The following is a 13,798-nucleotide window of genomic DNA, read 5'->3' as shown; positions in this document are numbered from 1 at the left end:
CTCCAATCATAATTCTCAAAACCAATATTTATTTTGTCAGCAGCGCCACGCACTCCACATGTGTCGTGCGCGGGAACAGATCGAACGGCGTAATCTCCTGGAGCGCGTAGCCCAGCTCCCGCAGCCGCGCGCAGTCGCGCGCGGCAGTCGCGGGATTGCAGGAGATCATCACCACCCGCCGCGGGCCCATCCGGGAAATGGCAGCGAGCACCTGTTCATCACACCCCTTGCGCGGGGGATCGACGACCACCACGTCGGGACGGATCCCTTCCTTTTCGAGCTTCTGTGCGGCCCCGGATGCATCGTCGCAGAGGAAGCGCGCATTCTCGATCCCGTTCTCCCGCGCGTTAACCTTGGCGTCTTCGATTGCCGCGGGCACGATCTCCACACCGATCAGCTGCCGCACCTGCCGCGCCATCGTGAGCCCGATGGTCCCGGTGCCGCAGTAGAGATCGAGCAGCACCTCGTTTCCCGTCAGCGCGGCACACTGCCGGGCCTTCTGATAGAGCAGCTCGGCAGCGTCGTGGTTAACCTGGTAAAAGCTCTGGGCCGACAGATTCACCCGCACGCCGCAAAGAAGATCGGTGATCACCGGCCTACCCCAAAGTATCTTGGTCCTCTCCCCCAGCACCACATTGGTGCTGCGCCGGTTGACGTTCAGACAGACCGAACGGATGGGCAGCCGCATATCCCGCAGCCTTTCGAGCAGCCTTCCGCTTTGGGGAAGGGTCTCGCCGTTTAAGACCAGGCAGACCATGATCTCGCCGGTGGCGAACGCCTTGCGAAGATACAGCTGGCGCACCAGCCCCTTACAGGAGCCTTCGTCATAGCAGGGAATCCGTTCCTCCTGCAAAAAGTCCCGCACCACCCCCGCGATCCGCTCAAACTCCGGCGGCTGAAGGCGGCAAGCAAGGTTTTCCACCACCTCGTGCGAGCGGCGGGCGAAAAAGCCGATGATCACCTGACCGTCCCGCTCCCTCACCGGATAAAGCGCCTTATTGCGGTAGCCGTCCACCATACCGGTCGAAACGAGCGGCTGGCACTCCAGCGAAAAGCCGCCGATCCGGTCAAAGGCATCCTGTACCTGCTGCCACTTGGCCTCTTTCTCCGCCCCATAGCTCAGATGCCGCAGCGCACAGCCGCCGCAGCGCCGGCCCACCGGGCAGTCCGGCTCGATCCGGTCCTTGGAGGGGACGAGAAGCCGCTCCAGCCGCCCATAACAAAAACGGGGGTGCACCTTGACGATTTTACATTCGATCCTGTCCCCTATGGCGGTATCCGGCACGAAAACAGCCATCCCCTCATAGCGGCCCACGCCGTTGCCCTCGCTGGTCAACGCCGTGACAGCAAGCTCGATCACACTGTTCTTTTGCAGCATCCCTTACTCCCCATTCGCATTTACTTCCTTTATGATACCATAAACCGGGCCCGGTTGAAAGCGGGTTGTTCACAATCTGTTCCTTGACAAGATCATCCAAAAACCACTATAATATCCTATAAGATATTGTAGTGGTCACACAGACTGAAATGGAGGTCAAACGATGCTCAAAAAACTGCTTCATTCCCTGCCGATGGGGATTCTGCTGGCCCTCTCGCTGTGCAGCACCGTTTTCGCCGCCGAGGTGAACCCGGCCACCGGCGACAACAGCAAAATCGGCCTGGTGTTCATCATTCTGGGCATTTCCCTGGTCGCGGTCATCGCCTTCGTCATCATGAGCATTCGCAAAAACAAAAAATAGGCGTGCTTCTCATGCAGCCGGCAAAGCGCCAAAAAGCCCGGAACCATTTAGTTTTACAGTGATAAGGAAGTATTTAACCAACATATCACTAACGCTGACAAACAGGTTTGCAAACGGAAACAGAGAGTTAGTCACTTTCAAAAGTGGTTGACTCTCTGCTTTTCTATCTCCGCATTGTTACGCAGTAGAACCCCATTTTTGAGGGAAAAGGTATAAATCCCTTACTCTTGATGTTTTCGTGTCTGTACGTCGCTAAAATCAAGGCTTTTTCGCCCCCTACTGCATAACATTACTATGGTAATTCATATAGCTGTTTACACGAAACAAAATCTATGTGTGCTTCCGGCATTGAATTACCTACATTGGATTTTCCAACGTTGGATAAACCTATGTTGGAAAAACCTACGTTGGAAAATCCAACGCAATTAAATAAAGATATATAAAGTAAAGATTAAAGAATTACGGATTTAATCAATTACCTATTCCATTCCTTTCCGTCCCCTAATGCTTCCCCTACTCATAAGCTGCCGGAACGGAAGTGAAAGGAAACGGAAATGCAGGAATAATTATCCGTTCAGAAAATCCATAATTCATAGAGAGCGTAAGCGGTCTATCCGATTGCGCTCTTGTCTACCTCAAAGCAAGGACAGAGAAAACCGTCAAGGACGCGAAGCGCGAAGTTTATCCTTGACGGCTTTCTCTGGCTTTGCTACTCACTACCTGTCAAAACGGAATTGCAGGATAGCTTTGATAAGCTGTGCTTTCAGTCGGTCTTGAATATCGTCGTTGATATGTCCTCGATATTTAGACAGATATTTAATGCGCGGACTGTAGTGCTGTAAAACAGCTTTTATGGCTTCCGGCTCTCCGGCGACTGCTTTTTCAATGATTTCAAAGGGTATCAGCTTCTTGTTCCTCATGTTCTAATCTCTCCATTTCTTTTCGTAGCTGTTTTAAGGCTGCTAATTTCCAGTAATTCGCTGTACTTCTGTTCCGCCCATACTCTTTTCCGATTTGAGCGTCGGTATAACCGAAGAAAAAATACAGAAACAAAACATTGCGTCTTTGTTCGGTCAATTTCAATAGTGCGTCGGCTAACCGCTTACTTGCGACAACAAACTTTTTCCCTTTTACAGCAAAGACGGTCGGTTGGTCGTACTGCTCAAAATAAGTATCTGTTGTGAACGGTTCAAGTGGCGTTTCGGATATTAAGTATTCAAGCGATACTTCTCGTTTCTGCTTCCGCCCAAAATCACGGTATGCACTCATCGCCGCATTGTAGAGAACAACCCTGCAAAAAGCCGCAAAAGTGTATTCGATATGTTCCTTGTATTCTTCTGAATAAATCATCTAACTCACCCCCTTTCTTCCCAGTAGGGGGCTATTACAACAAACGCCCATGCAGCAGTAAAACCACATAGGCGTTTGGTAATATGAGTTATTTAAGCGTATATAGTGATATGTGTATTCATACTCATGTGCAGAATATCCCGGTGCAGGAAACAGGCTTTTTTTGATGATTGAAGAATATCAACGATATAGAAAAAGGACATGGCGATAACCTCCTAATGCTTACAAGCATTTGATACCGCCATATCCTAAATGAGCGTTCCCGCGTATTAACTATGTGTAAAAATACAGCGGTTCATCTATCGCAGAACAGAAAAGAGCCGATAACCGCGTGTTATACCTGCGTGTTATCGGCTCTGCGTCTTAGCGTCTGGCTCTGTGATAACTGATATATTCATTTGTTTTACGTTAATAAGGGTTTCCTGTCTGCATTTCGGGCAATACAGAGGAAAGTTTTTCAGTTCGGTATCGCTCCGCATTTTTAACCTTGTTTTGCTTTGGCATATGGGGCATATTATCCATTCGCTATTCATGCTAAATGCCCCAATCTCTGCTAATCATTTGCAGCTTTACCATATACGGGTAAATCTCGCCTATATTCATCAATTTTTCCGGCGTTCCCTGTTCGGCAACAGAACCGTCTGAAAGCACAACTACTTTATCCGCGCCGCTTACGGTACGCATACGGTGAGCGATCACAAGTACGGTCTTATCCTCTATCAGTCTTGATAAAGCAGACTGTATCAATGTTTCGTTTTCCACATCAAGGCTTGCCGTTGCTTCATCAAGTAAGATGATAGGGGAATTTTTAAGGAAAGCGCGGGCAATTGAAATTCGTTGTCTTTCCCCTCCGGACAGTTCGCAACCATTTTCACCAATCATACTGTTATAACCATCCGGGAGCTTTTCCGCAAATTCTTCACAATTCGCAAGTCTTGCCGCCGCAATCACTTCCTCGTCAGTCGCGTCCTTTCTGCCAATTCTGATATTCTCCATAATTGTGTTGTTAAACAGCGTCACATCTTGAAACACGATAGAATACAGGGATAGTAAGGTTTCCGGCTCTATCTTTGATATATCCATACCGCCAACAGTGATTTTTCCTTTGTTTATATCCCAGAACCGGGCAGCAAGACGCGACACCGTAGTTTTTCCGCCGCCGGACGGTCCGACTAATGCAGTAACTTCTCCTTGTTTAGCCGTAAAGGAAACATCTTTCAATACAGTTTCCCCCGTATTATAGGCAAATCCTACATGGTCAAATACAATGTCATACCCTTGATTTGTCATTGCATTGCTTCCTGTCTGAATCGGTTGGTCAAGAATTTCATTCATGCGGTTGATATTCGTTTTGGTAGAAATTACCGCAGCAAGATTTTGCAATGCCCCCTCAAGCGGAGCGTACAACCTTGAAGCCACAAGCAAAAACATAAAGAACAGCGGAATATCAATCTCCCCGCGAATCAGCAGCGCAGAACCTACGAGCGCAACTGTAGCAATCCCAAACTTTAATATCAGCGTAGAGGAAACAACAAAAAGGGCAGTCCCAAGCTCTGTTATAATGTGCCGCTTTTCTACATAGTCAATTTTTTTGTTAAGCCCTTTCAGATAACTTTCTTCCGCATTGTTCGCCTTTAAGTCCTGCAAACTTTCAATACACTCCTGTACGCCGCTTTCAAGCGCGACATTTGCCTCTGCGGATTTACGATTAAAATATTCCTGTATGCGTGATGAAAAGAGTGTGATTGTAAATGCAATCGGCAAAACCCAAACCGCCGCAAGTGCCATTCGCCAGTCGTAAGCAAAAAGGCAAACTGCAATCAATGTGGTGGAAATAAGGGAGCCTGCCAATGCGGGTACATAATGGGAAAATGCGGTTTCCAGTGTGGCACAATCCCCCATAATCGAATTTGTTAAATCCGCAAGGTCTTTCTTGCCAAAAAACGACAATGGAATTTTGCGTAGCTGTTCTGCTAAAGATATTCGCCTTACTCCGCTTTCAACATAAGTCGCTAAGTAAGTGGCGTTATATTGAAACCAAGTCGCAATAAATATGAGTGCAAGGCAAAGGAAAGTGCCAGCCGCATAAAAAGCAATACGACTTCCATTCACATTCCCATTCATGGTATCAATAACAAAGTAATAGAGGAGCCCGACAGGGAGCATAAAGGATATATCTTGTACGACGCAGGCAATACAGCCTTTTATCAAATCGACAGCTCCCTGTCTTGATAACGCAAAGCGTCTTTGCAGTATCTGAATCATGCGTTTACCTCCTTTGCAATCTTCCATTCTGCTGCTTCGGAATAATCCTGCCACATTTTTGTAAATATGCCGTTTTTCTCAATCAACTGACTATGGGTACCGCTTTCAGCAATCTGACCGTCTTGCAGCACATAAATGCAATCTGCGTCTGTGATTGACGACAGCCTGTGTGCAACCATAATAACTGTTTTTCCTTTTGAAAGCGCAGACAAAGCCTGTTGTACACGCACTTCATTGTCGGGGTCGGCAAACGCGGTCGCTTCATCAAGAATCAGAATAGGCGCGTTTTTCAAAATTGCGCGGGCAATCGCTATTCTTTGCTGTTCACCACCGGACAGGTACACGCCTTTTGTCCCGACAACTGTATCTATACCGTTTGGCAATTTTTCGATAATATCCAAGCACTGCGCGGCTTTCAGCGCATGGGTGATTTCTTCGCGCGTAACATTAGGCTTTGCCATACGGACGTTTTCCAATATGGACGCTTTGATAAGGCGGCTATTTTGAAATACAAAGGACACCTTATCCATCAATGTTTCTTTCGGAATATCGCGTATGTCAATATCCCCTATCAGTATGCGTCCTTTTTGCGGGTCGAAAAATCTTGTGACAATATTTGCAAGCGTTGTCTTGCCGCTGCCAGACGCACCTACCAATGCGACTGTCTGACCTGGCTTTATGGAAAGAGATACATCATTGAGTGCGTTTTTCTCGCCGTCGTAACTGTAACTAACGTGTTCCAATATAATTCCATTGTCTTTCGGAATATTATTTTCGCTGCTTTCAGGCAAAGGCTTTTCGTTCAGCACTTCATCAATCCTGCTTATTGCGTCGCCCACAATCATTGCGTCCTCGCTCATAAACATAATTTTTGTGAGTGTCGTACCAATGACGGGCGTAATCACAATATAGAAAATAAGGTTTAACAGAAGCTCATTTGTTACACCGCCTCTTGTGAAGAAAATCCCTCCGGCAATCAGAAATGCGAATACACCGTTGATTGCCGTTGTATAGAACATCATAGGCAGACGCAGCCCCTTTGTGTATGCAATGACCCATGTTTCATAATTATCAATCGCGTTTTTGAAACGTTTGAAAGAAAAGATTGTCTGCCCAAAAGTCTTTACTACGGGTACGCCCCTCACATATTCAACTGCTTCATTTGACATATCAGCAAGTGCATTTTGATATTGTTCCATACGCTTTTCCATGTCTTTTCCCGTCATTTTCATCATAATCAGAAAACCAAGCACGACGGGAACAAGGCTTAAAAGCCCTAATCGCCAGTCAAAGGCAAGCAGCAGGAAAAGCAGCCCTATGGGTGTGGCAATCGCCCCCGCTTTATCGGGCAGCCTGTGTGCAAGATAGGTTTCCGTAGCGGCGCTGGAATTGTTCACAATCCTCCGCAGTTTTCCGCTTCCATATTTTTCTGTCACACCAAGCGGCAGCGATGTAATATGGCGCATTAGCTCTTTTCGGATATTTGCGGCAACCCGGAACGCACTCATGTGCGAACACATCAAAGCGGCTATATAAATAACAATGGAGATAACCGCAAATAAAACCGCAGACCAGCCGTAGCCTGTAACATTCCTCGCTTCCACGAAGTCCGGGGAAACTTCCAATATGTCGTGAATGATACGCCATATATACCAAAATGGCACAAGAGCTAACAGCGCACTCATTACGGACAGTACCCAAGAAAGATAGGTCAATATCCTATGCCCTCCGGCATAGCCCATCAGTCTTGATAGATTAGACTGTTGTTTCATTGAAAAAACCTCCTTGAAAATTTTTTATGATATGAGGACTAAATATCTGCCCTCGAATATCCATATTTCGCTTGAGCGCATACCCAATAGGTTAGCCAAAGCTAACCTATGTGTCAAATATAATGGAAAGCATACACTTTCCATTATCATGAATGATGGGGCAGATTGCCCTAATGAATTTATTTGTTTTTATTGCCCCATAATTTTCATCCATCCGGCGGTATAGAAAGCTCTCATTTCTTTCAAATAGTGCTTTGCTTCTTCAAGCGGCATTTCATGTATAATCAACTCAAAAAATGTATTAAACATTCCTGTAATCAAAATATGCTCTAACCGCTCATCAATGGGTGGGGCGGGTCTGCCTAACTTTTCAAGAACCGCTAAATAATCATGTGTTCCTTTTGTTTCTATTTCCACCATTTCATCAATCAGCTTTGAAAAGCGTGTTCCCTCTGAACAGCAAAGTATGAGCTTAAATTCATTCAAGTGTTCATAGGCATATAAGAGCATGTCATACATACACTCGCCGGAAGTAGAGGAAAGATTATCGGGTTGTTTCTCTGGAGGAATTTCCGCAAATTCTTTTTGAGCCTTGCAAAATCGTTCCAGTAAAAAATTGTAGTGTTCTCCTACCAGTGCTTCAAACAAGTCCTCTTTACTGTCGTAGTAGCCGTAGAACGCACCTGTTGTCACTCCTGCTGTTTTGACAATATTCCGCAATGAAGCAGACTTATAACCCTTCTCAAGAAATTCTTGCATTGCCGCCGAAAGAATTAGGTGTAATGTTGTGTGTTCCGTTTCGCTCATGTTTTCACTGCCTTTTTATAACATTGTTATATATCACTGTTATATAATATAGCAAATCAAGAAATTTGTCAATAGCTCAAATTGATTTGCAGATTTATTCTATGGCATTGGCATTTTAGAAATTTTTCCGTATTAAGAGGTAAGAAAAACTTTCTTAAAAATTTTTCTCAAAACTTTGGCAAAATCGCTCTGCTCGGTGTTGTAGATAGTGAGAGGAAAATCAAGAGGGTGGCGTCAACAAAGTTGACGCTGGAAACATTCCCAACAAGCAAAAATCGCCCGCTGTCGGCAGACAGAGAACGGACAATTTTACGGAAAGGGTACCCTTTTCCTATGAATGTTTCATATTAGGAAAACACACTGCCAGAAATGGTGTGGCGGGCATCAGCCCGCCGCGGCGGGAATTTCAGAAATGTTAATTTCAATGTATTCGGCAATTCTGCGAAACTCGTCAGCAAACTTGAATTTCACGCTGATATTGCCGTTTTCGTAAACCTTGATGTAGTTTACAAGATCAATGAGGATTTCCCGGTTGAGCGTTTCAATGTTCTGGTGTTTCTTAAAGGCCACCAGCGCCGGATGCTCGCTGTCAACGCCGTTTGCCAGTTCCGCCCGTTCAGCGGCCAGCCGTTCCAGCACATCAGAGATGGAGCTTATTTGCCGTTCATAGTCAGCCTTCATTGTCCGGTAGTCCTGTTGGGTAATTTCCCCGTCTTTCCAGTCTTGATAAAGAGACTGTTTGTAGCGGGTAATTTTCGCCAGTTCCTTTTCCTTTGCGGCAATCAGATCATCCAGTCGGAATGACTGGCTTTTTTTGACTGGAGCCGAGTTGATACGGGCAAGTATCTCCGAAAAGGAAACGGCCAGATGTACCTGTTGACGGACGGCAAACAGGACGGCGGCTTCCAGCCGCTCATGCTTGATTGAGTGCATAGAGCAGGCGGCCCGGGAGCGGTATTTGTAGGTAGAGCAGGCGTAATACACATTTTTCCCGCTCTGGCTCCGTGTAATGGATTTTCCGCAATCCGCACAGCGGAGAAAACCGCTGAACAGATGGAGCTCCTTTTTCCGTGGGGCCGTCCGGGTGTCCCGTTTCAACAGGGCCTGCACCTTTTCAAAGGTTTCCCGGTCTATAATCGCCTCGTGGGTATCAGCCACCCGCACCCATTCTTCCTCCGGCACCGCCTCAATCTCATGTACCTTATAGCTTTTCACACGGCGGCGGCCCTGTACCAAATCCCCGGTATAAATCGGGTTGGTAAGAATGTTTGTAAGCACCCGATCTCCCCACATGGGATTGTCTGATACCGAACAGGAATAGGGCAGGCCCTTATTTTTTCGGTAGGTTGTCGGGCTGGGGATGCCGTGGTCGTTTAGGTGGTAGACGATAGCCCGCCTTGTTTCTCCTTGCAAAGTCTTGTTATAAATAAGCTTTACAATCTCGGCGGCCTCGGGATCGACAATCAACTGGTGTTTGTCTTTCGGATCTTTTATGTAGCCGTAGGGAGCAAAGGAGCCGATGTACTGGCCGTTGCGCCGCTTATAGTCAAACACCTGGCGGATTTTCTTTGAAGTCTGATAGCAGTATTGATCGTTCATTACATTTGTAATCGGAACAATAATGCTGGAAACGCTGTCCGGGTTGAGGTAGCTGTCCACATTTTCAGCAAGACTGATAAAACGGACGCCCATCTGCACAAACAGGTTGTCAATCAGACTTCCCGCATCGCTGTAATTCCGGGCAAAACGGGAAAGGTCTTTTACCACAACACAGTTGATTTTCCCACTCATTACATCGGCCAGAAGCCGCTGGAAATTTTCGCGGTTGGCATCCGTCCCCGTGTGTCCATCGTCCACATATTCGGAAACGCTTTCAAATTCCTCAATGTGTTTTTGGTAAAAGTCATTCAGCAGGTCGCGCTGGTTTTTTACGCTGTTACTATCGTCTTTTCCTTTTTTCAAATCTTCTTTGGAAAGCCGGATATATTCGCCCAGCCGCCAGCGCCGGATCGTAAAAGAGGGAGAGAAACTCTGTTGAAACCCTCTGTTTTTTGTTCGTGACATTGTTCCTCCTTCCCTATCACATTACACTTATATTATAACTCTGTCCCATAGGGACAACAAGGATGGCTCCGCCTCGGGACACTTTGTCTCGAAGCTGGGGCGGGCCGCAGCCGAAGTCACAGCCCGCTTTTTTGCCGGATCAAATAGTCCGTCAAGGTGTCCTGCAAAGACGGCCCACCTTCCGCAAATTCAATTTTCACACCGACTCCGCCGATGTTGAAGCAGTACAGATTTTTGGCAACTTGCAAAAACCTTGTGACTCGCTCTTTGCGGGAAAGGGCGTTATCAAAGGTCATACCGCTCACATCGGGCAGAGACTCAGGGGAAACTGCGCCAATGTCAACGCTTTTCATTTGTTCCAGTTCCTGTGCGGTTAATCTCACGGTAAAACCTCCTTTGTTCAGATTGATAAACGCCTCCCGGTTGTCCTGTGGGGAAACGCGAAAAGGCGGCACCGCATAAGTGCCGCCCTTTGGCCTGTCCTCACATCGGGACACAATGTCTCGAAGTTAATAGGGGCCGTTTTCGTAATGGTGCTGGGCCTCGTCCAGCGTTTTGAAATCAAATACATAATGGAGCTCACCGACAACGCGCCGGATGTCCTCGGGGGAAAAACCGCAGTTTTCCATCGCATAGATCACATATCCCCGGCAGGCGTTGTTGCTCCACGGCTCGGCCAGCATAGCGGCCAATGTAGGATCGAACTTCATTTTTTCATTCCCCCTTTGATAAAAATTTAGGGAACGCCGCGCCCATTTCCTTGACCTGTCCAAAGACAACTATACTCGGCGCGGCGCTCCCTCGCAGACGAGAGGGCGGCCCGGAGGGACAGGCGGCCAGCCTGTCCACTGCCGGATCGTGGCCGTAGGTTGGCCGGGCCCACTTGCGGCGCTGGTGTTGTTCGCTCATTTTCCTTTGGGAAAAGTCACCGCGCACCCGCCGCCTGGCTCCCCGGATCATGCTCGGGGCCGTCCTTGTTCATCTGCGGAGAAAAGAAAACCTCCTCTCATAAACCGAGACATTTTTGGATGATATTCGGACTGGTTCAGCGGGATTTTTTCAAATATTTTTTCATGTTCTCCAAACCGCGCTCCACAGCCCGCCGCACTGCGCTTTCGTCAACGCCTTCCGCTTCAGCTACTTCAGAATAGGTCTTGCCAAGAATGACGCAGGCATCCACACGGCGGCCCTGGACTTCGGGCAGAGAGTTAAGCGCGTTCCAAAGACGGATAAAGAGTTCCATCCGTTCCAGGAGCTCCTGGGGCGTGGGCTCATGCAGGCAGGCCGAGTATTCGATCCCGTCCTCACAGTCAAGAGAATACTGCGCCTTGTGCCGGGAGAGCCGCCGCTGGTAGGCCATTTCATAACGGGCATCCGCAAGAAAGACTTCCGCTACTTCGTCAGAAATCTCAATAAACTGATCCTGGGTGTACCAATAATAAAAATCTTTCAGATTGATTATAGCCATAATAAACCTCCGTTTCGGTGTTGGGTGGATGAGTGACCGAAACGGAGCCCGGCGGGGAGCGGCACCCTGGGGAGCTGCTCCGTACCTCGGGACACTTTGTCTCGAAGTGCAGATAACAAAAAGCGCCTGCGCGACACAAGGCCACGCAAGCGCATGAAATGACAAATTCATTTATGTACTGCCAAATTTCGCATCCACCGCCGGACTGATCCTGCTGGGCGGGTGGGCTTTTTTTGACAGGTTAGGGGGATGGAAAAGGAAAAAGGACACGGCGATACCTCCTGGACACCGCCGTATCCTTAAAAAAGGGCGACTTTAACACACCCCCCGCAATCTCATTTTTTGAAAAGAAAACGGCGGCTTGAAATTTGTTATTTCAAAACCGCCGTAAGGCTACTGTATTTTGTTTTGGCGCGTGATGAACCAGCCGCCGAAACAACGGTTTTTTTGTTTCGGTAGCACTGAGTTCTTAAATTCCTATGTATTATTTAAGATAGGACACTACATCTTTAAATGCATTCCTCGGTCTTTTTGTAGGATTTTCATCAGGATACCCCAACGCTACTGCGGCCAACAATTCACCATATTCTTTATGGTATTTGGACAATCTATCATAAGCAAAATATATATCACATATCCACAAAGAGCCTATACCAAGAGAAGTAGCCTCTAATATTATGTTTTGTATGGCGGCCCCGACGGACTGGATGTCAGCGCGTTCATATATCTTATTTTCAATACTCAAATCCTCATATAAAGATTTGCCTTGCGGATTATAAATTAACAGTAACACAGGTGCTTGATCTATTATTTGGGCCGTATGATTTGCCGCTGCAAGGTATTTTGAACTATTGGGGAGTAATTTCCTACTACTTTCTTCCTGTATACCTTGTCTCATTATTTCGGAGAATTGCTTTTTAGCATTATCTTCTAAAACGACAAATTTCCAAGGTTGTCTATTCTTTGCTGATGGCGCATCAATACCAGCTTTAAGAATATTATCTATGAGTTCCCTTTCTACTTTTTGGGAACAAAATTTTCGTATACTTCTTCTGTTTTCTATTTCTTTCATTTTATTCTCCATTCTACTGCCTTTGATTGCCAGCATAAATTTTAATGTAAATCTACTTTCTTTCGTACTACTTTTCCCACCGCTATAAAATTTTACCCGTCAGGATCAAATTTTTCATTATTTGAATTTGTTTTTCCAAAATTGTATTTGACAGATGAGCGGAAAGCATTATCTCTTCAAGTCCTATAAACCAAAATACTACTAACTCTACTAAATCATTAGTCAGCTCATAAGGTAAAATACCATGTCCTTTTCCAAAAATAATAATTTCCATAATGGGTTGCTTTAAGCCATTAACTGCAATTTCGAAAAACTCTTTGTCCTGATCATTTTTATGAGCGGCAAAAAATTCAATCATTGCTAATTTTAGGCTATCATCAATATTTAAAAGATTATATTTCAAATCCTCAAAGTATTGATCAATGGCTTTTATAAAGTCTTTCGTGCTATTCAAATCATAAGTCACTTTCTCTGCGTGTGATTTATGATATTGCTTGATAACTTCTATAAATATCTCATCTACGGAGCTAAAGTATAGATAGATACCTCCGCGACTAATATTGCATTCATCAATTATATCTTTCATAGTAACATTTGAAAAACCCTTAGTTCTAAAAACTTGTTCTGCACATTTTAATATTAAATTTCTTTTTTCTTTTGATCTTTCCGACATAGACACACCTCCGCAAAATGACACAAGTGTCATTTATATTTTATGACACTTGTGTCATTTTGTCAATAATAGCCTTCCGGGTATCATTCATGTGATTTTACAGTGAAATTAAATAGTCAGTAGTATGAAACTTACAATCGTTCAAATAATAACACCTGAAATGTAAAATTACATTAGGTGATATTATGAAGATTGAGAGAGATGAACGACGATTTGATTTTCACGATATAGGGCTTGCCATCAAACGGGCAAGGGAGGCCAGCGGAATGACGCAGGAGCAACTGGCCTATATTGTTGACCGGGCTCCGCGCACCATCATGTATAACGAGAATGACGGCCAGCACCCCAGCCTCAACACCTTTTATCAGATGGTGACAATGTTCGATATATCGGTAGATCAATACTTCTATCCGTCCAAGAATAAGGGGAGCGAGTGCAGAAAGCGCATTGACGCTATGCTTAACGCCCTGGACGAAAAAGAATTAAAAATTGTAGAAGCCACGATCCAAGCGATGAAAGCGGCTAAAGAAACGGAGGATGCGTAAGAAAAGCGTGTACCTCCGTTTTTTGCGCCATTTTCGGGGCTTG

15 protein-coding genes are annotated in these 13,798 nt (G+C 45.9%); 2 read left to right on the top strand and 13 right to left on the bottom strand.

Annotated features, from left to right (window positions below):
- Positions 1-28: 28 nt before the first annotated feature.
- A complete protein-coding gene (gene rlmD, locus EDD78_RS05085; protein ID WP_132084189.1) occupies positions 29-1,378 on the bottom strand; it encodes a 23S rRNA (uracil(1939)-C(5))-methyltransferase RlmD in 1,350 nt (449 codons plus the stop codon).
- A gap of 163 nt (positions 1,379-1,541) precedes the next feature.
- Between rlmD and EDD78_RS05080 the strand changes: the two genes are divergently transcribed.
- Positions 1,542-1,739, top strand: a complete 198-nt coding sequence (locus tag EDD78_RS05080) for an LPXTG cell wall anchor domain-containing protein (protein WP_079698905.1) — start codon at positions 1,542-1,544, stop codon at positions 1,737-1,739.
- Positions 1,740-2,455: 716 nt separating this feature from the next.
- On the opposite strand, the gene EDD78_RS05070 is transcribed toward EDD78_RS05080, so the two are convergent.
- The 12 genes from EDD78_RS05070 to EDD78_RS05015 all read right to left on the bottom strand — a co-directional run bounded on the left by EDD78_RS05070 (position 2,456) and on the right by EDD78_RS05015 (position 13,210).
- The gene (locus tag EDD78_RS05070; RefSeq protein WP_132084188.1) at positions 2,456-2,659 is read right to left on the bottom strand and encodes a helix-turn-helix domain-containing protein; all 204 of its coding nucleotides are present in this window, start codon (positions 2,657-2,659) and stop codon (positions 2,456-2,458) included.
- The gene (locus EDD78_RS05065) at positions 2,631-3,089 is read right to left on the bottom strand and encodes an RNA polymerase sigma factor (RefSeq protein ID WP_132084187.1); all 459 of its coding nucleotides are present in this window, start codon (positions 3,087-3,089) and stop codon (positions 2,631-2,633) included. Before EDD78_RS05065 ends, EDD78_RS05070 begins: the two co-directional genes overlap by 29 nt.
- Before the next feature lie 347 nt (positions 3,090-3,436).
- Positions 3,437-3,622, bottom strand: a complete 186-nt coding sequence (locus tag EDD78_RS05060; protein WP_132084186.1) for a cysteine-rich KTR domain-containing protein — start codon at positions 3,620-3,622, stop codon at positions 3,437-3,439.
- A 1-nt stretch (position 3,623) separates the two neighbouring features.
- Entirely contained in the window at positions 3,624-5,354 is a 1,731-nt protein-coding gene (locus EDD78_RS05055; RefSeq protein WP_132084185.1) for an ABC transporter ATP-binding protein, read from the bottom strand.
- Positions 5,351-7,126: an ABC transporter ATP-binding protein gene (locus EDD78_RS05050; protein WP_132084184.1), complete on the bottom strand. Its 1,776-nt coding sequence runs from the start codon at positions 7,124-7,126 to the stop codon at positions 5,351-5,353. The genes EDD78_RS05055 and EDD78_RS05050 overlap by 4 nt, the downstream gene beginning before the upstream one ends.
- Before the next feature lie 189 nt (positions 7,127-7,315).
- Positions 7,316-7,933, bottom strand: coding sequence for a TetR/AcrR family transcriptional regulator (locus EDD78_RS05045; RefSeq protein WP_132084183.1), 618 nt, complete (start codon positions 7,931-7,933; stop codon positions 7,316-7,318).
- Positions 7,934-8,317: 384 nt separating this feature from the next.
- Positions 8,318-9,997, bottom strand: a complete 1,680-nt coding sequence (locus EDD78_RS05040) for a recombinase family protein (protein ID WP_132084182.1) — start codon at positions 9,995-9,997, stop codon at positions 8,318-8,320.
- Positions 9,998-10,113: 116 nt separating this feature from the next.
- Positions 10,114-10,380, bottom strand: a complete 267-nt coding sequence (locus tag EDD78_RS05035; protein ID WP_057571036.1) for a DUF6870 family protein — start codon at positions 10,378-10,380, stop codon at positions 10,114-10,116.
- A 126-nt stretch (positions 10,381-10,506) separates the two neighbouring features.
- The gene (locus EDD78_RS05030) at positions 10,507-10,707 is read right to left on the bottom strand and encodes a hypothetical protein (RefSeq protein ID WP_007055145.1); all 201 of its coding nucleotides are present in this window, start codon (positions 10,705-10,707) and stop codon (positions 10,507-10,509) included.
- 335 nt (positions 10,708-11,042) lie between these two features.
- Positions 11,043-11,465 (bottom strand): sigma-70 family RNA polymerase sigma factor, encoded by a 423-nt coding sequence (locus tag EDD78_RS05025; protein ID WP_132084181.1) that lies wholly within the window; start codon positions 11,463-11,465, stop codon positions 11,043-11,045.
- A 484-nt stretch (positions 11,466-11,949) separates the two neighbouring features.
- Entirely contained in the window at positions 11,950-12,549 is a 600-nt protein-coding gene (locus EDD78_RS05020) for a nitroreductase family protein (RefSeq protein ID WP_349214636.1), read from the bottom strand.
- A 70-nt stretch (positions 12,550-12,619) separates the two neighbouring features.
- Positions 12,620-13,210: a TetR/AcrR family transcriptional regulator gene (locus tag EDD78_RS05015; RefSeq protein WP_165873113.1), complete on the bottom strand. Its 591-nt coding sequence runs from the start codon at positions 13,208-13,210 to the stop codon at positions 12,620-12,622.
- 185 nt (positions 13,211-13,395) lie between these two features.
- On the opposite strand from EDD78_RS05015, the gene EDD78_RS05010 reads away from it, so the two are divergent.
- On the top strand, positions 13,396-13,755 hold the full coding sequence (locus EDD78_RS05010; RefSeq protein WP_087347884.1) for a helix-turn-helix transcriptional regulator: 360 nt from the start codon (positions 13,396-13,398) through the stop codon (positions 13,753-13,755).
- Positions 13,756-13,798 lie beyond the last annotated feature (43 nt).

This window comes from Harryflintia acetispora (assembly GCA_004340125.1).
Taxonomy (GTDB): Bacteria; Bacillota; Clostridia; order Oscillospirales; family Ruminococcaceae; genus Harryflintia; species Harryflintia acetispora.
Note: the sequence above shows the minus strand (reverse complement) of the source record. Positions and strands in the feature narration are given on the sequence as shown.